Origin of the sequence: Oribacterium sp. WCC10, assembly GCF_900113415.1 — a bacterium.
In the GTDB taxonomy this organism is placed as follows: domain Bacteria; phylum Bacillota; class Clostridia; order Lachnospirales; family Lachnospiraceae; genus Oribacterium.
This window is the reverse complement of the sequence record NZ_FOPH01000016.1, coordinates 38,621-61,220: the sequence shown is the minus strand read 5'-3', so window position 1 is coordinate 61,220 and position 22,600 is coordinate 38,621. Positions and strand designations below refer to the sequence as shown.

Annotated in this window: 17 protein-coding genes and 1 tRNA gene; 13 read left to right on the top strand and 5 right to left on the bottom strand. The window is 43.0% G+C overall.

The genetic code is table 11. The features are described 5' to 3' along the window. The first annotated feature begins 328 nt into the window (after positions 1-328). From BM294_RS11650 to BM294_RS11635, 4 genes are all read left to right on the top strand, one after another. On the top strand, positions 329-1,960 hold the full coding sequence (locus BM294_RS11650) for a DEAD/DEAH box helicase (protein ID WP_091208437.1): 1,632 nt from the start codon (positions 329-331) through the stop codon (positions 1,958-1,960). 409 nt (positions 1,961-2,369) lie between these two features. Next, positions 2,370-4,340, top strand: coding sequence for an FAD-dependent oxidoreductase (locus tag BM294_RS11645; protein ID WP_175494658.1), 1,971 nt, complete (start codon positions 2,370-2,372; stop codon positions 4,338-4,340). A gap of 265 nt (positions 4,341-4,605) precedes the next feature. Next, positions 4,606-5,748, top strand: a complete 1,143-nt coding sequence (locus BM294_RS11640) for a helix-turn-helix domain-containing protein (protein WP_091208432.1) — start codon at positions 4,606-4,608, stop codon at positions 5,746-5,748. A 497-nt stretch (positions 5,749-6,245) separates the two neighbouring features. Next, positions 6,246-6,318 (top strand) — tRNA-Lys (locus tag BM294_RS11635). Positions 6,319-6,362: 44 nt separating this feature from the next. Here BM294_RS11635 and BM294_RS11630 read toward each other — a convergent pair. After that, complete coding sequence (locus BM294_RS11630; protein WP_091208429.1) at positions 6,363-6,800, bottom strand: hypothetical protein; 438 nt, start codon at positions 6,798-6,800, stop codon at positions 6,363-6,365. A 199-nt stretch (positions 6,801-6,999) separates the two neighbouring features. Between BM294_RS11630 and BM294_RS11625 the strand changes: the two genes are divergently transcribed. After that, positions 7,000-7,398, top strand: a complete 399-nt coding sequence (locus tag BM294_RS11625; RefSeq protein ID WP_091208427.1) for a hypothetical protein — start codon at positions 7,000-7,002, stop codon at positions 7,396-7,398. A gap of 102 nt (positions 7,399-7,500) precedes the next feature. Here BM294_RS11625 and BM294_RS15970 read toward each other — a convergent pair whose 3' ends face one another. Both BM294_RS15970 and BM294_RS11620 read right to left on the bottom strand, forming a co-directional pair. Beyond that, positions 7,501-7,662 (bottom strand): hypothetical protein, encoded by a 162-nt coding sequence (locus tag BM294_RS15970; RefSeq protein ID WP_175494657.1) that lies wholly within the window; start codon positions 7,660-7,662, stop codon positions 7,501-7,503. A gap of 184 nt (positions 7,663-7,846) precedes the next feature. Beyond that, on the bottom strand, positions 7,847-8,029 hold the full coding sequence (locus BM294_RS11620) for a helix-turn-helix domain-containing protein (protein ID WP_091208424.1): 183 nt from the start codon (positions 8,027-8,029) through the stop codon (positions 7,847-7,849). A 196-nt stretch (positions 8,030-8,225) separates the two neighbouring features. Between BM294_RS11620 and BM294_RS11615 the strand changes: the two genes are divergently transcribed. Then, positions 8,226-9,113 carry a PrsW family glutamic-type intramembrane protease gene (locus tag BM294_RS11615; RefSeq protein WP_091208421.1) on the top strand — a complete coding sequence of 296 codons (888 nt, stop codon included), beginning with the start codon at positions 8,226-8,228 and terminating at the stop codon, positions 9,111-9,113. 113 nt (positions 9,114-9,226) lie between these two features. Here BM294_RS11615 and BM294_RS11610 read toward each other — a convergent pair whose 3' ends face one another. Continuing rightward, entirely contained in the window at positions 9,227-10,033 is an 807-nt protein-coding gene (locus BM294_RS11610) for a PspC-like choline-binding domain-containing protein (RefSeq protein ID WP_091208419.1), read from the bottom strand. A 376-nt stretch (positions 10,034-10,409) separates the two neighbouring features. Here BM294_RS11610 and BM294_RS11605 point away from each other — a divergent pair, with 376 nt between their 5' ends. The 4 genes from BM294_RS11605 to BM294_RS11590 all read left to right on the top strand — a co-directional run bounded on the left by BM294_RS11605 (position 10,410) and on the right by BM294_RS11590 (position 15,862). Continuing rightward, positions 10,410-11,066, top strand: a complete 657-nt coding sequence (locus tag BM294_RS11605; protein ID WP_091208416.1) for a GntR family transcriptional regulator — start codon at positions 10,410-10,412, stop codon at positions 11,064-11,066. Between the two features lie 360 nt (positions 11,067-11,426). Beyond that, entirely contained in the window at positions 11,427-12,740 is a 1,314-nt protein-coding gene (locus BM294_RS11600; protein WP_091208414.1) for an L-cysteine desulfidase family protein, read from the top strand. Between the two features lie 469 nt (positions 12,741-13,209). Beyond that, the gene (locus BM294_RS11595) at positions 13,210-14,454 is read left to right on the top strand and encodes a dicarboxylate/amino acid:cation symporter (protein WP_091208412.1); all 1,245 of its coding nucleotides are present in this window, start codon (positions 13,210-13,212) and stop codon (positions 14,452-14,454) included. A 289-nt stretch (positions 14,455-14,743) separates the two neighbouring features. Next, complete coding sequence (locus BM294_RS11590) at positions 14,744-15,862, top strand: helix-turn-helix transcriptional regulator (protein WP_091208409.1); 1,119 nt, start codon at positions 14,744-14,746, stop codon at positions 15,860-15,862. Here the strand turns inward: BM294_RS11590 and mobA are convergent. Further along, positions 15,832-16,491, bottom strand: a complete 660-nt coding sequence (mobA, locus tag BM294_RS11585) for a molybdenum cofactor guanylyltransferase (protein ID WP_255407199.1) — start codon at positions 16,489-16,491, stop codon at positions 15,832-15,834. The genes BM294_RS11590 and mobA overlap by 31 nt on opposite strands. 237 nt (positions 16,492-16,728) lie before the next feature. On the opposite strand from mobA, the gene BM294_RS11580 reads away from it, so the two are divergent. The 3 genes from BM294_RS11580 to hpfH all read left to right on the top strand — a co-directional run bounded on the left by BM294_RS11580 (position 16,729) and on the right by hpfH (position 22,488). Then, positions 16,729-18,558 carry an NAD(P)-binding protein gene (locus BM294_RS11580; RefSeq protein WP_091208404.1) on the top strand — a complete coding sequence of 610 codons (1,830 nt, stop codon included), beginning with the start codon at positions 16,729-16,731 and terminating at the stop codon, positions 18,556-18,558. Beyond that, complete coding sequence (gene fdhF / locus BM294_RS11575; protein WP_091208401.1) at positions 18,555-21,260, top strand: formate dehydrogenase subunit alpha; 2,706 nt, start codon at positions 18,555-18,557, stop codon at positions 21,258-21,260. Before BM294_RS11580 ends, fdhF begins: the two co-directional genes overlap by 4 nt. A gap of 277 nt (positions 21,261-21,537) precedes the next feature. Next, complete coding sequence (hpfH, locus tag BM294_RS11570) at positions 21,538-22,488, top strand: (2S)-3-sulfopropanediol dehydratase activating enzyme (protein ID WP_091208398.1); 951 nt, start codon at positions 21,538-21,540, stop codon at positions 22,486-22,488. Positions 22,489-22,600: the final 112 nt, after the last annotated feature.

Sequence of the window (22,600 nt, the reverse complement as noted above, 5' to 3'; positions counted from 1 at the left end):
TTTTTTTATTATCTCCTTACAGACGTTGGAAGAGAGCTGCACACTTCGCGGTGTGTGGCTCTTTTTCCGTTAAATTTTCATAAAGAAATATAAATCCGGCTATTTTACGTTATTCTGTACTTGAAATAGACATTGCTATTTTCAGGGTACTGTGTTACACTTCCACGAGTCTTATCGATGAAATAATTACTCAACTGATCGGGCAAGCCCCGGTCAGTTTTATTGTATAAATGAATACGCATAAAGTATCAAACCATCGTACATGCACATTCTTTGATACTTTTGACCATTACATCATTATATACATATCTATAAAAAGGAAAAATAAATGACATTTAATGAATTAAATCTGAACAAGCGCATCGTTGACGCCATAACAAAGGCTGGTTACAAGGAGCCGTCTCCTATCCAGGAACAGGCCATACCACTTATGATGGATGGAAAGGATCTCATCGCATGTGCACAGACCGGAACAGGAAAGACGGCGGCATTTGCATTACCTGTACTTAACATGCTTGAGAATGAATCCCGCGAGAATCCTCGTGCAATCATCCTTACTCCGACCAGAGAGCTTGCGATACAGATACTTGACAATTTCAAGAAGTACAGCCGCTATATGCGACTCCGTACAGTATGTTTCTACGGCGGAGCCAAGCAGGGACCACAGCTCAGCGCTTACGGAAGAGGCTGCGATATACTTGTGGCGACTCCCGGACGTCTCATTGACTATATGAATCAGGGTGTCGTAAGCCTCAAGGATATAGAGATACTTATCCTTGACGAGGCGGACAGAATGCTTGATATGGGATTCATACATGATATCCGCCGGGTTGTAAGTGAAGTTCCTGAGGATAGACAGACTGTAATGTTTTCAGCCACCATGCCAAAGGAGATAGAGGCATTGGCAAGAGATATTCTGACTGATCCGGAGACTATAAAGATCGCTCCTACAACAAGTCCTGCAGAGACTGTTGATCAGAAGATCTGCTTTATGGAGAAGGAGAGCAAGAAAACAGTTCTCGGCGATTTTCTGAAGCAGGAGGACGTCAAGAAGTCCATCGTATTTACCAGAACCAAGCATGGAGCAGATCATCTTGTGAGAGATCTTGGAAAGCTTGGCATCATATCCATGGCAATCCATGGAAACAAGACTCAGGGCCAGCGTCAGAATGCTCTTGAGCGTTTTCGTTCCGGAAATATAAAGGTGCTTATCGCAACAGATGTTGCATCAAGAGGTATCGACATTCCTAAGATCAGCCATGTATTTAACTATGATCTTCCGGAGGAGACGGAGTCATATATCCACCGTATCGGACGTGTGGGAAGAGCCGGACAGACCGGTGAAGCCATCACTCTTTGCAGCAGAGATGAGATGGGTCTTCTTTATGATATAGAGAAGATGATGCAGAAAGAGATTCCGGAGCTTGAGACAGAACTTTCGATTCCAATCGAGCGCGTTCAGAAGGGCGCCAGAAGAAGATTCGGAAAGGCTAATGCAGAAGGCGATGAAACAGGCATGAAGCGTGGAGGAAGACATGGCGAGAGAAGAACACGCGGACACAGAGGCGGGCATGATGAGCGTATGGCTCAGGCTCGCGAAGAGCGTAAGCAGAGACTTGAGAGACGCAGGGTAAGACTTGAGGGACTTTCGGTTGAGGAGGCTGTTGCTGAGATCAAAGCAACGACAACCGGCAAAAAGGCATCAAAGGATAAAGATACAAGGAAAAAGGACTTTAAGAAAGAAAATAAGAGCTTTACAAAGACTGTTAAGACAGGATTTGAAAAGTTTTACAAGAAGAATGAAGACATTCTGGCAGACGCTGAAAAAAGCTTTGAGAAGAAGTTAAGTAAGCGTGCAGGAGTAAAAGAGGATGGCGGTAAAAAGTCATTTGGAAAAAAGGAGCGTAAGCCCGGTGCCAATGACAGAATCTTCAAGAAGAGAGACAGAAGAGCTTCCTGATCGGCTGATCACGGATTATTGAGCATCGCGCAGCGTACAAAGGTATGCAGCGTGCGCGGCATATTATGTAGCGAGACGGGGGAAACCTCGTCTCTTTTTTTACGTATGATTCTGTAGTGAATAGTTTCTGCTTTTGAACCACACGTGATATGACGGTGACATAAGACGGAGCATAACAGATGGATTTTGGTTTAAATGGAAGATTTATTCCTCGACGTTTGTCCGAAACAGACATACATAAATCGGCATATCTGTGAGAATATAGTGTTATAGATACGTTAAAAAATTAACACTACAAATCTGTAGGAATTTGCATCTGGCTTTCGAATAATGTTCACGGAAACTGATGGGTTACGGGAAAGTCCGAAAATGCTTAAACCTGCAGATGTTGTACAGAATGGAGAGTTTTATGAACAAAAAACTTATATCCGCAGCGTTGGTTGCCGGTATGGTCATGACAGGATGCGGAACCACACAGACACCTACTGCGACAACTAAGGCTCAGGAAGAGACAACTGCAGCAGGTACTGAAGCAGAGAAGTCAACAGTGACAGCAAAGGAATCCGAGGGTGGTGAGAAGGCAGAGGCAGGAGCATTAATAGACGGAAGCTATGACATCACAGTTGATGGACGTAACGGTAAGATGACTGTTACAACTGTTATCGCGGACGGAAAGATCGCTGAAGTTAAGATCGGTGATAATACTGAAACACCCGAGGTTGCAACAGCAGCTCTCGAGCAGATTCCTGAAGCTATCGTGAAGGCCGGAAGTCCTGTGGTAGATGCGGTTACCGGTGCAACTATTACATCTGATGCAATCATGGAGGCTGTAAAGCAGGCTATCACAGAGGCAGGTGGCAACCCTGAAGATTTCGCTGCAGTAGAAGCAGAGAAGTCAACTGAGGTAAAGGAACTCACAGCTGATGTTGTAGTTGTAGGTGCAGGTGCTGCCGGAGTATCAGCGGCTCTTACTGCTCAGCAGACAGGTGCTGATGTTATACTTCTTGAGAAAGCGGCAACACCGGGCGGTGTATCTATCATAGCCGGTGGTCCGATGGGTATTGATTCAAAGGATCAGCAGGCTGCAGGCGTGGCAGGAACTTTCACAACGGCAGATGTGCTTAAATACTGGCAGGATTATAACTGTTGGATGGATGACGGACAGCTGTTCTACAACATTGCCAACCGTTCGGGAGAGACTATCGACTGGCTCGAAGAGAACGGCATGGAGTTTACTTTCATGGGTACAGAGCAGGCTGCACATGCTGACGGATTCCAGACATATCACATTTATAAGGATCAGGAGAACAAGGCAGGATACTACACAACTCTGATCGATAAGTTTACAGAGGCCGGCGGACAGGTATTTTTTGAGACACCTGCAACTGAACTTAAGGCTGAGAATGATGCAATCACAGGTGTTGTTGCAACTGCAAAGGACGGCACAACCTATGACATTTCATGTAAGGCAGTTGTTCTCGGAACGGGCGGATTTGGTGCCAATGCCGATATGATTGAGGAAGAGGTTGGGTTCCCGCTTGAAACATTTACAACAGGAACACAGACCGGTGACGGTGCCACCATGTCACGTGCTATCGGGGCAGGTAAAGGCAAGACTATACAGCAGTATCACGGTGTAACTTCATACTCAGGAATCCAGACAGGCCAGGGCAAGGATGAGATCGCAAAGGCCATCTATATGCCTACAAGCGTTTGGGTAAACAGACGTGCAGCAAGATTCTGTCCTGAGGATCTGAACTATGATACAGCACTTTGCTCAAATGCAGCAGCTACACAGGGTGAGTATTTCTATTCAATCATTTCAGAGGATATGGTGAAGGCTCTCGAAGAGGGTGGCGCAAAGGCTCTGGATGTTGATACAGCAGTTGCTTATGAACCTACTATACCTATGTTCTCAATAGATGAAGGATGGACTGAGTTCCGTGCAGCTCTTGAGGACGGAGTTTCAAAGGGAATCGTATTTAAGGGTGCCAATGTTGCTGAGCTTGCAGCAAACATGGGCATTGATGCTGAAACTCTTGAGAAAACATTGACAGACTACAATGCTTCCTGTGAGAATGGAGTAGATCCGGTATATGGAAAGGCATCTAAGTACATGAAGAGTCTTGGCGATGGAACACTTTATGCGGTAAAGGCAAGACCTGTTTCACTTGGCGGTATAGGTGGAGTTCTTGTTAACTCAAACCTTCAGGTTATCAAGGATGACGGAACTGTAATCAAAGGACTTTACGCAGCCGGAAATGATGTTGCAGAAATGTTCAATAATTCTTATCCTTTAGTTGAGGGTGTAACTATGATGAATGCACTTTCAGGCGGAAGAATCTGCGGAGAAGAAGCTGCTGAATTTGCCAGAGGATAATCAATACGTAAAAGATATGAGATAAAGGATAGAAACAGAGTGTTTCGGAATAGGGAATCATAACAGCTTGTTATTGTTATGAATCGGATGTTTTTGCCGAGTTATATATCGAACACTATGTTACATAAGGGCAGAGGAGAAATGTCTACGGACGTTTTTTTCTCTGCCCGTTTTTTGAACATCAGAGCTTTTTCTGTATAATAGGATGGTAACCGGTGAGTTATTCGGGTAACATTTCGGGGAGTACAGCAAAATAAGGAAAGTTATGATGAGAAAAGAAGATCTGTTTGAGATAATCGTACATGCGAAGACATTGGAGGAATATGTGGAAGCCTGTGCGAAGTATATCAGAAATCCCCTGTGGATCATGGATGTGGCATATAGGATACTGGCGAGATCTTTCAAGCCTTCATCGACGCCGTTTATCCGTGATTTTGAAGATGGAAAAACCATGGAACGGGTCGACAGGTGGGTGAGCAGCGGACTTTTGGAGAAGGTGAGTGGGAACAGGAAACCAGTGCGGCTTCATGACAGTCTGTTTGATAAAGATGTGGTGATTATGGATATTTTTTCCGGGAATAATTCCATAGGAAAACTGACCATAGTCGAGCAGGAGCCTGTGACAGATGATGAGGTTATACATATCAGTGAAGCGGCGGAGATTTATCTCAGAATGCAGTCAAGAACATCGGGTTCCACTCTGGAGCAGGGGCTTGCACTTCTTTTACAGGATACACCGGAGTCAGAGAGTACAGGAAGGAAGATACTGGAATCTGCCGGATATACCGGGAAACCTCCATACCATATCATCAAAGCGGATACATCGGTTAAAGACCGTTCTGCACTGTTGAGCGCTTTTCTTGTCGATATTAAAAATATGGATCCCATGCTTTTGTGCGGAGTGATCAGTAATCAGTGTTACATCCTGACTTCAGAAGGTCACGATGTTCCTCAAAAACATTTGAGGAAGGACATACGTCTTGGAGTGAGTCTGCCCTTTGACTGCCTGCATTTGCTTAAGGCTTATGCTGTTCAGGCAGATGTTGCCATCCGAAATGGCAGTGGCAGCGTTGAATATTTCAGGGATTACTACAATGCTTATATGAGAGAATGCTTAAGTCGCGATATTAAGGATACAAGTCCCTTCATAATTCCTGAGATACGTGAAATCCTGAGATATGATAAAGAGTATAAGACTGATTATTTTAAAACCCTTGATATTTATGTTCATAATATGTGTTCAAAGCAGAATACTGCCGACAAAATGGGGATTCATTTGAATACTGTTAAGTATAGAGTTTCACAACTGGAGAAAGTATTTGATATAGATTTCGGGAAACCGGATGAGATATTCATTTCTATATTTGCCTTTAAGGAGGCAGAAAAACAACAGGCCGGAATCGATTAAAGATTCCGGCCTGTTCGTATGAATGGTAGCGCGGTCTTGTGTGCATCCGGTTTTGACGGATATGCATTTGACCGCTGAGTTCATCGTGCAGATTACTGCGTGATGTGTGAGTGGTGCTTTAAACGGATGTCCATTGTATTGGTCCCATCAGTATGTATATATAAAAGGAATTATCCTTTGTTAACGAGGGTTGCCGGAGAGAGTGAGGGAGGATTGCGATAGTTCTTTGGGGAAAAGTAAAAACTGTCGTTATCGTTTCTCCGGCGGGTAGTATGAAAAAAATATATAGGGCTCAGATATCTCTATCTGATGGACATATGATAGCGCAGTAAGCTTAAATGAAGCTGAAGGGAAAACAGAAAAGTATAAAGAATTGTTAAGGTTTGCTATGACATTCACATTCAATTCTTACTTCGAAATTTTTTTTAAAAAAACTGTTGACAGATACATAAGAAAAGGGTATATTATAACGCGTCGCCAAGAGCGATGAACGAAATGCACCTTTAGCTCAGTTGGTAGAGCAGCGGACTCTTAATCCGTTTGTCCAGGGTTCAAGTCCCTGAAGGTGCACGAATTAAGGCTCAACCCGTTAGGGCTGAGCCTTTTATGTTGTCTTAATTTGCGCGAACTCTTGGGGAGCCAAAAATGCTACCGAAAGCCGAAAAGATGTTAAACATGCTTTCGTGGGATTCAATAAGCTTCTCGTCATTTTCATTGTTCAACTTGATCTGTGCTTCCAGCATGTCTGCAAAAGTAGGGAAATCTTTTGAGATTCCGTTCGGATATCTTGTGAAAAGCTGAGAGAAGGCTCTGCGTATCGGATCAGAGCCGAATTCCTGCAGAAAATCATTCAGTACATTTCTGTACTGATGTTCTACTCCGAAAGCAGTTATATTATATGCCCTGCAAAAATATGACATGGCATTTTCATCACTGGCGGCTCTGCCAAGTACTGTGGTCTCATAGATAAGATCCATGATTTCTTTTTGGCTTGTATTGTTTAGAGTATTTTCCAGATATTTTAAAGCGTCCTTTTTACTGATGTTTATCATGACCGTACCACCTTCCTAATGGATCTTTCCTCTTAGTAGTTTAATCGGCAAAAGGAATTAAATAATAAGACAAAGAAAAGGATAAAGATTGTGTTTTTAAGATATGGCAGTGTTTAATGATGGTATAATATGTCATAGTATATTTCGTAAAAATGCGTGTTAAAAACTATACTACATCATAATTAACAGGAAAATGTATATGGGATTTTTGGAACAGTTACTTGGGAAGTCTGAATATAAAACCTGTGAAATGGGCGTCAATTTCACACAGGATGAGAGTGATGTCGAAAGCGGCCATATCGTCGCAGAGATTTACGGAGAAGAGATTATCGGGTGGAATAAGTATATACATACTTTATGTGCATTTAAGGATGATTCGGTTTATTCCGATAATGTATTTGCGTACGTGGATATGATAAAGGAAGCTAATCAACGATCTGAGCTGACCATACCTGTGCTGTTTCAGCTTAAGGGTGGAGTAATAAAGGATATAAGAGTTGATTTTGCTACTTACAGTCGAAGGATAGAAGATGAGAGATTTGCGGATCTGGAGGTTCGGTTTCACCATATCCTGAATATAAAGAGATATAAAAAATAAAAGCGCTGATGTGCTGAGACAGCAGGGGGATTCGTATCTTCATGAGAAAAGCTGCCGCTGATTTGGAGTATTATCCGGTCATGCGACAGCTTATTCATATCTTTACTTATTTACAGGCTCATAGTCCAGTTCAAAGCCGTTGCGCTCACACCATACGATATTGCCGTTAGGTGTATAACGTACGCCATAACCCTCGATAGAGCCCATAGACATAGGAACAGCCTCTACAATATAAGTTCCGTTTTTGAGTTTATACTGTTTCATAGATTCACCTTTCCGCAGGCGGTTATGACCGCCATTGGAAAAGAAATATAACATGATACAAACGCATTGAACAATGTTATATCTTAACAAAATTTATTTGCATTTAAGAAAGGATTCATCAGGTTTTGACAGACAAAAGGTTGAAAATGACGCAATAAAGGCTGATTTTGCTCTATTGATAAGGTTATAGAAATACATATTTCTGCGCAGCTTCGCCTGCCTCCATCCTTTTTATATATTGTGTCGGACTCATCTGATGTATCTTCTTGAAGCTTCTTGTGAAGCTGGAGTAGTCAGAAAAACCGCTGTTTATGCAGGCCTCCATGATGCTTTTTCCCTCTGAAACAAGCTGGTGGAAGTACTGCATGCTGCTTTTTTATGATCTCCGATATCGAATGACCCTGACATCATCATAGTATTTTGTGATAAACTTAAGTTGATTTTGATGATGCATCCGGGTGAGAGTTGCACGGGATAATGCATTATCACAGAAAGTCAGGGAGTGATTCACTCACCGGTATGGAATACTTTGGAAACTCACAGCTGTTTTATGGAGATGGATTATGTTTTGTCAAAATTGCGGTTCACCACTCCGGGATGGAGCGAGGTTTTGTCCTAAGTGCGGGACACCCTGCCTAGTGCAGCGGCAGACATTTGTTGTCAGGGGTATGCCCATAATTCTCATCATAGTATTGACGATTGGTTTTATCATTAGTTCTTTCTTTATGGAGGATGGAGAAGCCGATCTTGCATTGATGGTATCCTGCATACCAGGTATAGTGCTGATGTTTCTTATATATAAGATGGATCGGATAGAGCCTGAACCGGTGGGACTGATGTTGAAACTTTTTCTTGGAGGAGCATTTCTTGCAACTACAGCAGCCGGTTTCATAGAATCTTTCATGGGAGTACTTATAGACTGTTTATTTTGGTGGAATCCTGTTGTTTACTGCTTTTTTGAAGCATTTATTCTGGCAGCCGCAACGGAGGAACTGTGCAAATACTTTATTTTGAAATCCTTTACATGGAAGCATCCGGCATTTAACTATCGTTTTGACGGAGTTGTGTACAGTACTATGCTTGCCATTGGATTTGATATTGCAGAGAATCTTCTGTACATCGTCGACAGTACAGCCAGCACGGCGTTCCTTAGAGCGGCATTTCCGGGACATTGTGTTTTCGGCATTTACATGGGTTATTATTACGGGCAGGCAAAGACTCATGAGCTTCACGGAGATCCTGTGGGTGCTAAAAAGCTCAGAAGACGGGGTGTGATCACCGCAATACTGATTCATGGAGCTTATGATTTTATCTGTATGCTAAGTGGTGTTGTCGAATCTGAAGCGATACAGATCATTCTTGGTATTCTTCTCATGATTGTAATGGTGGTGCTTAATGTTACAGCCTATAAGAATATAAAGAAATACGCATATTATGATTCTCCTGTGTGAGATGACATGGAAAAAGCCCTTCAGGAAGTGGTTAAACTCCCTGAAGGGCTTTTTATTCGTATTAAATAGTTAAGGAGTTGCGGGTACGGATCATGATGAGACTCTGCAATATATCAGCCTACTCCGCCTGAACCGCTGTCCCATGAGTTAAGCAGACGTCCGCCGGATCTTCTCTTAAATATAAGTTTTCCGGATGAAGTCCATGCTGTGCTTCTCCAGTAAAGTGTTATGGTATCTTTGCCGTTATAAGTCATGTCATACCACTTGTCGGATATCGTACTTCTGCAGCCCCAGTTGAGACCGTCGACTGTTGCAATCTTCAGGGAGTCACCGTTAGGATTAACCGAATCATAGAGACTGTACGGTGTGCCGCTGCTCATATAAAGACCGAAATCCATAGTGGCAAGATATGCATCACCCGGATCAACATTTATCCATAGATCCACTCTGTTATCCTTGCTGTAACCGGACTGATCACGGTTATCCCAGTTGCCGTCGATGGTGTAGTACTCGCTGATTTCTTCGTCTTTATTGCCACCGCCCATCGAAGGATCGTATTCACCGAGTTCATTGACATAATAGCCATCAGGTGTCCACGTGTTTGTGAGCATGATGCCATCGCTTCCCATGTAGTAGTTGCCTACCCACTGGTTTCTTGCAACAGCTCCGCTGTTTGTGCAGTAGTACCAGCCCTTGGTGCCCTGGAACCAGTCATTGGAAATCATCCAGCCATGACTGTCAAATGCGTACTTTTCGCCATCAATCGACCAAAGACCGTTTTTGGCATATGAACCGTCCGATAGTTCATACCACCAGCCATAATCGCCCCAATGCCATTTTCCGGCAAAAGATGTAAGAGCGAACATCACCACAAGTCCAAAAGTAAGACCTGTAGTCATCAACAGCTTTTTCAGTTTCATCTTGACCTCCTTTTTAGTATTAAATCACGTTGCAAAAATGTACATAAGGATAAAATTTTCACAGTTATCGCAAATGTAGAAAATCTATTTTTAGTATAACAAAAAAACCGAAAATTATGTTGTAAAAAATATATATTTATAATTGTTTAAATAATACGAATTGAAAAATAAAACGAACTATGGAAAGAGTGGATTTATACATGAAAACGCTCACTTGTAAATCAAATTTGCACGCGTTAAAATACGAAAATGAAAGTACAGCTGAAGCTGATTTTTAGTTAAGGCTGATTTTCGCGAGAACACGGTGGACGACTCAGTCCTTCCATGAAGCATTATTCGTGGACTGAGTCATCAAAAGAGCAGTTAAGGAGATTGCATGGAGCGTAAGACAACTAATCTGAAAGAATTTGTTTACAATTCCATACTCGAAGACATTTATTCTTCGACCTATACTTCCGGTGAGATTTTGAATGAAAAAGCAATGATCGAAAAGTATAAGTGCAGCAAGTCTCCGGTTAGAGAAGCGTTGCTATCGCTGTGTGCTGATGGTGTATTACGAAGCATACCGAGATATGGATATGAAGTTATCAGACTCACCAAAGATGATATCTATGAGATGCTGCAGTTCAGACTTGCACTGGAGGGCGGCATACTTCGTGAGAGATACAGGAATATCAGTGCAGAGGATTATGCCGAGCTGGAGCACCTGGATCAGTATTGCAGGATCAATGATACAGATGCAAGAACTCACTTCGAGTATAATATCAAATTTCACATCAGGCTTATAGAAAGCTGTGGCAATGATTATGCTACCACGCAGCTTAAACAGTGTATGATAAGGCTTAAACGGGCCTATGCCCAGTTCTACTGGAATCCCGGTGTGGATATCATGTTTTCCATGGATACAAGGCATCATAAAGAGATTCTTGATGCACTTAAGCATGAAAAGATAGATGAAGCATTGTTCCATCTGAAAGAAGACCTGAATGATTTCGGCGGTACATCGATGTTCTTTTCGAAATCTGTCGGATAAAAAGGATTGATAGTTCAGATTCGGATATTTGCTTCTTGAAATGCTGCAAGAGTCTGTATAGAATATAGAATCAAAATGATATACAAATCACCTGAATATGGATTGATCTCCGATGTTGGATTTACATTTGAGAAAGGTTCATGTTCGGGTGATTTTTTTATTGGTTTGTATTGTATCGCATACGGGAGACACCTGTGTTTTCTCAAAAGACATCGGGAAAATGCAAGTGAAACGGGGCGAAATATTATCCAATAAATAGTGCATCATTTCATAGAAATTTAAGAATGACAGCTGATAATACCAGTGATATTATCAGTAATATGAACAGCGTTTCCGGTACGTGAAACAGAGGAGGTAATTATGGCAGAATTTTCACTCGATAAGGAACTGATGGATAATTATACAGACATTTTACGTAATGAACTGATTCCCGCCATGGGATGTACAGAGCCGATCGCCATAGCATATGCAGCAGCAATGGCCAGAAAGGTTCTTTCAGATGAACCGGTGCATATCACTATCAATTGTTCCGGTAACATGATCAAGAATGTAAAGGGTGTCAAAGTTCCGAATTCAGGAGGTCAGAGAGGCATTGAGGTTGCTGCCACACTTGGAGTAGTTGGAGGAAATCCGGACAAGAAGCTTGAGGTTATCGCAGAGGTCACAGATGAGGATCGCGATAAGACGAGAGAACTGGTGGCACAAAAGTTCTGTGATTGCAACTATGTTGAGAATGTACCGAATCTTTATATTCAGGCTCTCATCAAAGGAAAAGAGCATGATGCCGAGGTCGTTATCGCTGAACATCATACGGATATCACGCTGATAAAGAGAGACGGAGAAGTTCTCGTTGAGCATGGTAAAAAGAATGAGTATTCAGAAGCCATTCATGCAGGAAACAGAAATCTAATGAGTCTGAAGGGACTTCTTGACTATGCGAATCAGGTAGATCTTTCCGAGGTTGAAGATATTCTTAACCGTCAGATAAAGATGAATTCTGCAATATCACAGGAAGGACTTGATAACCCATGGGGGGCCAGTGTAGGAAAGACAATTCTCGAGAACTTTGGCCATAATGTGAAGTCTTGTGCCTGTGCCTGTGCAGCAGCCGGCTCAGATGCCAGAATGTCGGGATGTCCTATGCCGGTAGTCATTAACTCGGGTTCCGGAAATCAGGGGATCACTGTTACAATGCCTGTTGTCGTATACGCAAGGGAGCTTTCATTATCAGATGAAAAGCGTATGCGTGCTCTTATTATCTCGAACCTTGTATCTATTTACATTAAGCACTATATCGGTGCACTTTCAGCATTCTGCGGAGCAGTAAGTGCTTCCTGTGGAGCCGGAGCTGCCATCACATATATGAGCGGTGGAGATTATGTTCATATTGCGAAGACCATCACCAATACGCTTGCCAATGTCGGCGGCATCGTATGTGATGGTGCGAAGCCAAGCTGTGCGGCCAAGATCGCAGCGTCTGTTCATGCTGCGCTTCTTGCTCACTATATGAGTATGAATGACAAATCTTTCCAGCCAGGCGAGGGAATCGTTGAGGAGGATGTAGAGCAGACCATCAAGAATATGGGCTACATCGGAAAGATCGGAATGATGCCTACAGATAAGGAAATTCTTAATGTCATGACAGACAAGGTGGATGTTGGAGCATGCCTTTGAGCATGGATTTTGTATTGCGGATAGGATACATGAGTGACAGAGGGAATACTGCGCTGTTCATTGTTTCATAGAAGTTGTTGCTGACTTATGATGTGAAACATTCATACATCAGGGTTCAATGATCTTCTGAAAAGGAAAGAATTTCAAGGATATGATTGTGGCTGTTGTGCAGTATGTATATCTTGGTGTGGATATATAAGTCATGATTGTGTATTATAGTAATGATATATTAAATATATATGATCTGATGCATGAATTAAGGGTAATGTGCGTCGGTTCACATAGAAGAAGTCATGATTGATTTCTTCAAATTGTTTTATGCTGTTCGTTCATCTCAATTAAGCCTGAGAGTGGCATAAAACAAAAATCAATCATATGTCAGTCTCTGCATAAACTGACATTAAGCATCACCCCTTTGAAAAATGAATACAGAGGGCTGATGTTCCCAATGAAAAGGAGGAACAAGGGGATGGAAAAGAAAGGCTTTATTCACAGCCTACCGTTTAAGCTTTTATGTGCGCTTGCGATAGGTATCATCGTAGGACTTGCACTGAATGCTGCGGATGGCTCAGCATTTGGAGTGGCAGTACTTAACGTACTTGTCTGCGTTAAGTATATCGTAGGACAGTTTATCAGCTTCTGCGTACCGCTTATCGTAATCGGTTTTATCGCTCCTTCAATTACAAGACTCGGAAACAATGCTTCAAGGATGCTTATGGTTGCGCTCTGCATCGCATATGTATCATCTATCGGAGCAGCATTCTTTGCAACAGCATCAGGATATGCGATTCTTCCGCATATGGCTATCAATCCTGAGGTAGACGGACTTAAGGAGATTCCTGCACCTGTATTTGCACTTGATATTCCGCAGATCATGCCTGTTATGTCAGCACTGTTCTTCTCAGTTCTGGTAGGACTTGCAGCGGCATGGAATTCAAGCAAGTACATCACAAATATACTCGAAGAGTTCCAGAAGATAGTACTCAGTATCGTTACGAAGTTTGTCATTCCGGTACTTCCTGTACTTATCGGAACAACATTCTGCACACTTGCATATGAGGGAACTATCACAAAGCAGCTTCCGATATTCCTCGCCATCATCGTTATCGTCATGGTAGGACATTATATCTGGCTTGCACTTCTTTACGGAATCGCAGGGGCTTATTCAGGAAGAAATCCTATGAATATTCTGAAGAACTACGGCCCTGCATACATGACTGCAGTAGGTACAATGTCATCTGCAGCAACACTTTCTGTAGCCCTTCAGTGCGCAAAGAAATCAGAGCCTACACTTCGTGATGATATGGTAAGCTTTGGTATTCCGCTTTTTGCAAACATTCATCTTTGCGGATCTGTTATGACAGAGACATTCTTCGTTATGGCAGTTTCAAAGATGCTTTACGGTACATTCCCGCCTGCACCTAAGATGATCATCTTCTGTCTGCTCCTCGGAGTATTCGCTATCGGAGCGCCAGGTGTGCCGGGTGGAACAGTTATGGCATCGCTCGGACTTATCATCAGCGTTCTCGGCTTTGATGATACAGGAACCGCTCTTATGCTCACAATCTTTGCACTTCAGGATTCATTCGGAACTGCATGTAACGTAACAGGTGATGGTGCCCTTACACTTATCCTTACAGGCTATGCAGAAAAGCATGGTATCACAGAGCAGTCTGATGAAATGAAGAAAGCTACAGATGCAAGAATTGCTTAAAAGTGAATATTGCTAAGGCCTCCGGGATTTGAAACAGAATCCCAGGGGGCCTTTTTTATTATCAGTATGAATAATTGTGTCCGAAGCAGGGCAAAGCAATCACCCGGATTTATGCCGGCTGCATAAGGGGGTATTTGATATTTTTGAGGAAAGTCGGTTGGAAATGTTGTATCATTGAACCACGGTTTTTATATGATGGATAGTGGAGAAGCTGCTCTATCTTAATGCAGGTGAGTATACGATATGGACCTAAGCCGGTTTTATGAAAAGATTAAAGGATTAATTATAGATGAATTACGGACGAAATGACGGGCAGAAGAATTTCTTTCTCGAAATGGAGAATCATCAGATTTCGGCACAGGAGTTTTTCAGCCCGTTTATGCTGGAAGCACTTGAGAGAAACTTCGGATTGAATAATGTAAATATCGTTTATTTTGATACTCATGGAAAGTTTCTCTCCTGGACGGATAAAACAGGAGGAGCGCAGGAAGCGGAAACTCATCCTTATCGCGATTTTGTTCCGGAAGATATAGTGAGACGAAATATATACGATGATGCGGTAAGTGATCACCTTACTTACTTTGATATTGAGCCGAGGATATACAGGGCCACAGATATAGTGACTGATTATGAAGAGTCGGTATATGTTGATTTCCTTGAAAAATATCTCAATGCTCACTACAGTCTCACTATGGCTTTCGGCATTAATGCCTACATACAACTGGTTTTTCTGAGAGAAGAGTCAGAGGGGGATTTTTCAGAAGATGACTTGAGTTACATGAAGGATATTTATTCTTACATTGCTATGGCGTATAAGAATTTCAAGAAATATGAACAGGTGAAGATCATATCAAAGATTCAGGGAGAGATTATTTCATCAGGTGAGAGAGCATATCTTATTACGGATGATTTTATGCATGTTCTTGATCACAGTGACGAGGCGGTAAAGAGACTTGAAGAACTTATGGGAAGTGTCGGCAGGATAGATTCTGATACACCATGCGGTTGGCTGCCGTTTCTTTTGGGAGTGAGTGATGATGATATTTCTGAGGTTCATAACCGGACTATCAAGAATTATATCTACACTATACATGATTATCCCAAAAGATATTCCAACGGAATAGTTGATATGTATCATTGGATAACCATACATAAAAAGGATGTCGTAAGTGATACTTTGTCTGCCAATGATTCTTCGCCGGAAGCAGTGGCTTCATACTGTATGGGAGAGCTTACCAAAACAGAACAGAAGGTGGCTTCCTTTATGGCAAAGGGATACACTTATAAAGAAATCGCAGCAGAAATGATGATAAGTTTCCACACGGTAAAAAAGCATGTGGAGAACATCTATGAAAAGTGCCATGTAAACAGCAGATATCAGCTGATGAAACTGCTTGGGGGGAAATGATGAAGATCCTCCGGTGTGTTAAAGTTCAGTAGCTCAGTTTCATCACCTTTGAATTCATACAGCCGGAAGTCGAGCCTGTCAAGAAACGCCCGTACTGCCGGCTTTTTCTTTGCTTTTTTCTCTGCAATATTTTTATCCGGAAAACAGACAACAGTGACTTGTTTCGCTGTTCCGTCTAATAGAGTTTTAATGAGGGGATACTTTCTTGTGTTATAAACAGCAATGAGTGGTTCTGTTATACCATTGTGTGAAAGAATGGTGGCGTCCTTTAAGCTGCTTTGATGAGTGATAAGGAGCTCTTTAAGAGTTGTGATACTTAGAAGCGGACTGTCTACGCAAAGAACAAGTGCATCATCACATGAACAGTTTGCAAAGCAGGAATACAGGCCGCCCAGAGGACCACAGTCCGGAATGATGTCAGAGACATTTTTGACTCCCGAAAACTGCACGGTTTTTCCTGAGATAAGAATTTCAGAGGCACCAAGCATTTTAAGCTTTTCAATCTGAATCTCAAGAAATGTTTTATCCCCTATCTTTATTTCTGATTTATCTCTTTTCATTCTCCGGCTTCTTCCGCCGGCGAGTATGATGCCGGAAAAGCCTTTTTTGAATATTTCTTCTCTGTTCATAAATGCGATGTTAGCTTTAGTTGAGGTAAACATTTAAATAATCAGTGTTTTTTTGGGTTCTTTTGACCCTTACATCATATCATATCATAGCCTGAAACTGATTGTTGATCCGTAAAATAGGTAGCAGCATTTCTGCTTAGGAAATGTATTAAAATAGAGATTGTGTATATTGATTTCATGTTAAAATAAAAAAAGGATTCATTTAAAAATCGGGAGTTTTGTTTCAGTGAGGTTGATATGCGTGCACTAAGTAAAAAGGGAAACATTAATGACAGAACAGATACAGTTCTTCGGAAATTCAAAACTATGATGACTTCTTATCCGCCGGGACTGTGTCCGCTTACATTGTACAGGTCACTTCTGCAGATTTCCATGAATCAATCATGTGGGAAATGTGTTCCGTGCAGAGACGGATTAAGTGAAGTTGATGCGATATTGAAGAGCATTATAGATGGGGATGCTTCACAGGATGCACTATCGGAGATCGAGAATAAGTGCAGGATGATTGCGAAAACAGCTGATTGTGCGGTGGGAATCATGGGAGCAAAACTGATACTTGATTCCCTATCGGAATTTCCCGATGAGTATGAAAGTCATATAAAAAACAGAAGATGTCTTCAATCATCTCAAACTATACCGTGCGTGACATTATGCCCTGCGCACGTTGATGTTCCTGCATATATAGCCATGATAAAGGCGGGAGATTATGAAGGTGCGGTTAAGGTGATCAGAAACAGGAATCCTTTCCCGACGGCCTGTGCCATGGTATGCGAGCATCCTTGTGAGAGAAAATGCAGGAGAACATTTATAGATGCTCCGATCAATATCAGAGGTCTCAAGAAATATGCTGTTGATATGGTTTCTGCAGACAAGGTATCTGTTCCTGCGAAAAATGTCAAAACCGGCAGGAAAATTGCAGTGGTCGGAGGCGGCCCGTCCGGCCTGACTTCTGCCTATTTTCTTGCGCTTATGGGACACGAGGTTCATGTGTACGAGGAGCATGAGAAACTCGGCGGCATGCTCAGATACGGCATTCCCGAATACAGACTTCCGAAGGAAAGACTGGATGAAGACATTAGAGCCATACTGAGAGCAGGAGATATAGAGATTCACAGCGGTACAAAAATCGGCATAGACATCAGAATTGAAGAGCTCAGGCAGGATTTTGATGCTGTATATCTTGGCATAGGAGCTCAGATCGGTAATCGCATGCCTGTGGAGGGCGCAGATGCGAAAAATGTTATCCCTGCAGCAGATTTCCTGCAGGCTGTTGCCAGAGGTGAAAATATAGATTTGCGCGGTAAAAAGGTAGTCCTTATCGGCGGAGGAAATGTTGCCATGGATGCTGCACGTACCGCAGCAAGGCTTAATGCGGAGACTATTCACGTGTTCACAAGAAAACGTGATGACTATACCGCGCTCCCCAGTGAGATAGAAGCAGCCATGCAGGAAGGAGTCAGATTCAGAACACTTCTCAGCTTCCTTAACATTGAAACTGATAAAGAAAGTAACGAGGTGAGAGCTGTATGGCTCCAGCCGGAGATAGTTGCAGAGTATGATAAGTTCGGAATGATGACCACTGAGCACTCAAGCAATTATCCGTATCGTTTCAAATGTGATCTTTTGATCCTTGGTGTCGGTCAGAGAAGTGATACTGAAAGCTTTCAGGCTTCAGGAGTTCCTGTCGAGAGAGGCCGGATAAAAGCGGATGAATTCTGCCGGGTAGAGGGGATGGATAATGTCTTTTCCGGTGGGGATTGTGTCACAGGACCTTCTACTGCCATCAATGCCATAGCGGCAGGTCAGGTGGCAGCTTACAACATCGATGAGTATCTGGGATACCATCATAAGATTTCGCTGGATGTTTCTGTTCCCGATGCCATGCCATCTACATGTACGCCGACAGGAAGAGCTGAAATAGAGGAACGGGACCCGTTTGAAAGAAGAGCTGATTTTGAATTTGTTGAGCTTCCCATGACACATGAGGAGGCAATGCGTGAAGCAGGAAGATGTCTGCGCTGTGACCACTTCGGCTGCGGAGCTATGGAAGGAGGCAGAGGGGAATGATAAACATTAAGATAAATGGTGCGGATTATCAGCTTGAAAAAGTCTGCACGATCCTAGAGGCTGCTACGGACCTTGGATTCTATATCCCTACCCTTTGTTATCTTAAGGATGTAAGTAACATTGGTTCATGCAGGCTTTGCATGGTTTCGGTTGAAGGATATGACTCTCTGCTTCCTGCCTGCAGAACCAAAGTGTGGGACGGGATGAGTATCGTGACGGAGTCGGATCTCCTCACAGAATACAGAAGAAACATGCTTAAACTCATACTTTCAAACCATGATCTTGACTGTATGAGCTGTTCATCCAACGGAAAATGTGAGCTTCAGAGTCTTTGCAACAGATATGATGTCCGCGGTTCAGAGCATGTGGGAAACAGAGCGGAGATAGAAAACAGGCTTCCTGTTATGGAGGGTAATCCTTACATCAGCTATGAACCCGGAAAGTGTATCCATTGTCAGAGGTGCATCAATATGTGTCATCGGGTGGCATGTAACGGCACTATAAAGAGCGGAAGACTTGGTACTTTTCATATCGTTGAGGCACCCTTCGGAGAAAACTATAAGGAAACCGGCTGTGAAAGCTGCGGTAATTGTGCCGCTGTCTGCCCGACGGGAGCATTGTCACTAAAAAGAGAAAGGACATACAGAGAGTGGGAGGTTAAAAAGGTTTTGACCACCTGTCCTCACTGTGCGACGGGATGCCAGTTCTATCTTGTGGTAAAGGATAACAGAATCGTTAATGTTGAAGCTGCGGACGGTCCGTCAAACCACAAGAGACTTTGTGTAAAGGGAAGAAGCGGGAGCTTTGATTTTGTTCATTCGCCGGACAGATTGAAAAAGCCGCTTATTAAAGACAGGAGCACCGGTAAATTCAGGGAAGCAGGCTGGGAAGAGGCGATAGATTATACAGCGAAGAGATTTATGGAGCTTCGTGAAAAGTTTGGGGGCGACAGTCTTGCCGGATTTGCCTGTTCCAGAAGTGCAAACGAAGACATTTACATGGTGCAGAAAATGGTGAGAACCTGCTTCGGAACAAACAACACGGATAACTGTGCCAGAGTCTGTCACTCCGCATCTGTTGCAGGGCTGGCAAAGACACTTGGTTCTGGGGCTATGACTAATCCTGTCTATGACATTACCCATGATGTGGACGTGATAATGCTGGTAGGCTCCAATCCTGAGGAGGCTCATCCGGTTGTCGGTATGCAGATAAGAGAAGCCGTGAAGAGGGGTACAAGGCTGATAGTTGTGGATCCCAGAGACATAGGACTTTCAAAGGTGGCTGACATACATCTGAAGCTTCGCCCCGGCACAAACGTTGCATTTGCCAACGGAATGATGAATGTCATGATAAACGAGGATCTGGTGGATCACGGGTACATAAGGGATAATTCCGAAGGTTTCGAAAAGATCAGGGAACTTGTCTCAGAGTATACTCCGGAAAAAGTCGGTGAAATCTGCCATATAGATCCTGATATGCTGAGAGAAGCAGCGAGAATGTATGCCACTGCAAAGAAGGCTCCCATCATTTATTGTCTTGGAGTAACGGAACATTCCACCGGAACGGAGGGCGTCATGTCAATGTCTGATATGGCAGTGCTTTGCGGAAAGATCGGTCGCAGCGGCTGTGGTGTAAATCCTCTCCGCGGTCAGAACAATGTTCAGGGAGCCTGTGATATGGGTGCTATGCCGACAGACTTCCCGGGATATCAGAAGGTGGATAATGAAGACGTCAGACTTAAATTCGAGAAGGCATGGGGAGTCAAACTAAACAGGACTCCGGGCTTGAAAGCGACGGAGGTATTTCCGGCGGCAATTGAGGGAAAGATAAAGGGACTTTATATCTGCGGTGAGGATCCGATAGTTTCCGATCCGGATACACACCACATAATAAAGGCACTTGAGAGTCTTCAGTTCCTTGTGGTTCAGGATCTCTTTATGACAAAGACCGCAGAATATGCGGACGTTATCCTTCCGGCATTAAGTTATGCAGAAAAAGAGGGAACATTTACCAATACTGAGAGAAGAGTACAGAGAATCAGAAAGGCAGTGGAGCTTCCGGGAGAAATGAGAGCGGATACGGATATAATCATTGATCTCATGAATGCCATGGGATATAAGCAGCCGTATCTGACACCTTCAGAGATAATGGATGAGATTGCTGAACTGACGCCGAGCTTCCATGGAATCAGTCACTCAAGACTTGATAGTGGAGAAAGCCTTCAGTGGCCATGTCCTGATAAGGATAAACCGGGTACGGATATAATGCATAAAGGGCATCCGGTACGCGGAAAGGCTCTTCTGTATCCGGCAGAGTTCAGGGATTCCGATGAACTTCCGGATGAAGAATACAGCTTTATTCTGATGACCGGAAGAATTCTGTATCATTATAATGCTTCTGCCATGACTTCACGTTCAAAGGGGCTCATGGATATCTCTGGTGAAGGTTTCATAGAAATAAATTATAGGGACGCAGATAAACTTGGAATCAGAAACGGAAGTCTCGTGAGAGTTACAAGCAGAAGAGGTTCCATAACTGCAAAGGCCCGCGTAGGCAGGAAAGTTTCTGAGGGAGAGACTTGGATGCCGTTTCATTTCCCTGATTCACCTGTAAATATGCTGACCAATGCAGCGCTTGATGAATTTGCCCGTATTCCGGAATATAAAGTGTGTGCGGTAAAGGTTGAGGCCTGCGGAATCTGATTCGGAGCGGGTTTTTGATAAAAATGCCGGCATCGGGATATTGATCCTGAGATGCAAGGTGGAGCCGGATGAGCTCCGGATGGTGTCGGATGTAGCTGAATAAATAAAACTTAACGAACCGGAACAGTCTGAAAAAACGACTGTTCCGGTTCTTTTTGATTACGTATATAGGGAACATTCCCTATATGAAATAAGAAATACGGGTAATATTAAAGCTCTTTAAAATCTCCTAAAATTTAACGTGTTTAAAGGAAGTTTCCGAAAGGATGGTGAGTTCATGAATAAAAGCGGAGTAGTGTTCAATGTTCAGAGGTTCACCATACATGACGGACCGGGGCTCAGAACCGAGATTTTTCTGAAGGGCTGTCCTCTTAAGTGCAAGTGGTGCAGCAATCCCGAGAGTCAGAGGAAGAGTCCTGAACCGGGACTTTACAGTAAAAGATGTATCGGAAAAAAACAGTGTGGTGAATGTCTTGACGTATGTCCTGAAAAAGACATTTTACACTTTACGAGAAACAGGTTATCCGGTCTTGACAGAGAAAAATGTACCGGGTGTATGTCCTGTGTAGAAGGGTGTCCATCTGATGCCATCAAGGTCTGGGGAAAGGAAATGTCTGTTTCCGAATGTATGGATATCATAATTCGTGACAGAGGTTACTATGAAGAATCCAGAGGCGGAGTTACGGTTTCCGGTGGCGAGCCGTTGATGCAGGCGGATTTCGTTGCCGGGCTTTTTAAAGAGTGCAGAGAGGAAGGCATTAACACCTGCCTTGAATCTACATTCTTCGCAGGCCGGACGGAAATAGAAAAGGTACTCCCCTACACTGACATCCTGATATCAGACATCAAGATGATGGACCCGGTGAAACACAAAACCTTTACCGGAGTCGACAACAGATTGATACTCGAGAATCTGAAAATACTGTCGGAATCGAGAGATGACCTGATACTTCGCATTCCTGTGATACCACACATAAACGACGACATGGAAAACATTTCCCAAACAGCAGATTTCATACTGGAGGAATTACAGAACCATGTAAAGGTTCTGCAGCTTCTTAGCTACATGCGTCTGGGAATAGAAAAGTATGAATCTCTGGGGCGGGAATACCCCATGAAGGATTTGAGATTTAACAGGCCGGCGTTTCAAAAGCGGGTAGAGAAAATCAGAGATTACTTTGAAGAGAGAGGAATCAATTGCACGGTTGGAACCGGAGCAAAGAATTGATTGGATCGCCTGACCCGGGTAGTTACAAGACTAAGTAAAAACATAGAAATAAATACCTTTGGTTTCATATAAACATAAACCAAGTATACAGAAATAAAATGGAGGAATATAC

Bases quoted from the DNA above. Each gene is read 5' to 3' on its own strand.
- BM294_RS11650 (WP_091208437.1), top strand. From the start codon at position 329: ATGACATTTAATGAATTAAATCTGAACAAGCGCATCGTTGACGCCATA.
- BM294_RS11645 (WP_175494658.1), top strand. From the start codon at position 2,370: ATGAACAAAAAACTTATATCCGCAGCGTTGGTTGCCGGTATGGTCATG.
- BM294_RS11640 (WP_091208432.1), top strand. From the start codon at position 4,606: ATGATGAGAAAAGAAGATCTGTTTGAGATAATCGTACATGCGAAGACA.
- BM294_RS11630 (WP_091208429.1), bottom strand. From the start codon at position 6,800: ATGATAAACATCAGTAAAAAGGACGCTTTAAAATATCTGGAAAATACT.
- BM294_RS11625 (WP_091208427.1), top strand. From the start codon at position 7,000: ATGGGATTTTTGGAACAGTTACTTGGGAAGTCTGAATATAAAACCTGT.
- BM294_RS15970 (WP_175494657.1), bottom strand. From the start codon at position 7,662: ATGAAACAGTATAAACTCAAAAACGGAACTTATATTGTAGAGGCTGTT.
- BM294_RS11620 (WP_091208424.1), bottom strand. From the start codon at position 8,029: ATGCAGTACTTCCACCAGCTTGTTTCAGAGGGAAAAAGCATCATGGAG.
- BM294_RS11615 (WP_091208421.1), top strand. From the start codon at position 8,226: ATGTTTTGTCAAAATTGCGGTTCACCACTCCGGGATGGAGCGAGGTTT.
- BM294_RS11610 (WP_091208419.1), bottom strand. From the start codon at position 10,033: ATGAAACTGAAAAAGCTGTTGATGACTACAGGTCTTACTTTTGGACTT.
- BM294_RS11605 (WP_091208416.1), top strand. From the start codon at position 10,410: ATGGAGCGTAAGACAACTAATCTGAAAGAATTTGTTTACAATTCCATA.
- BM294_RS11600 (WP_091208414.1), top strand. From the start codon at position 11,427: ATGGCAGAATTTTCACTCGATAAGGAACTGATGGATAATTATACAGAC.
- BM294_RS11595 (WP_091208412.1), top strand. From the start codon at position 13,210: ATGGAAAAGAAAGGCTTTATTCACAGCCTACCGTTTAAGCTTTTATGT.
- BM294_RS11590 (WP_091208409.1), top strand. From the start codon at position 14,744: ATGAATTACGGACGAAATGACGGGCAGAAGAATTTCTTTCTCGAAATG.
- mobA (WP_255407199.1), bottom strand. From the start codon at position 16,491: ATGAACAGAGAAGAAATATTCAAAAAAGGCTTTTCCGGCATCATACTC.
- BM294_RS11580 (WP_091208404.1), top strand. From the start codon at position 16,729: ATGCGTGCACTAAGTAAAAAGGGAAACATTAATGACAGAACAGATACA.
- fdhF (WP_091208401.1), top strand. From the start codon at position 18,555: ATGATAAACATTAAGATAAATGGTGCGGATTATCAGCTTGAAAAAGTC.
- hpfH (WP_091208398.1), top strand. From the start codon at position 21,538: ATGAATAAAAGCGGAGTAGTGTTCAATGTTCAGAGGTTCACCATACAT.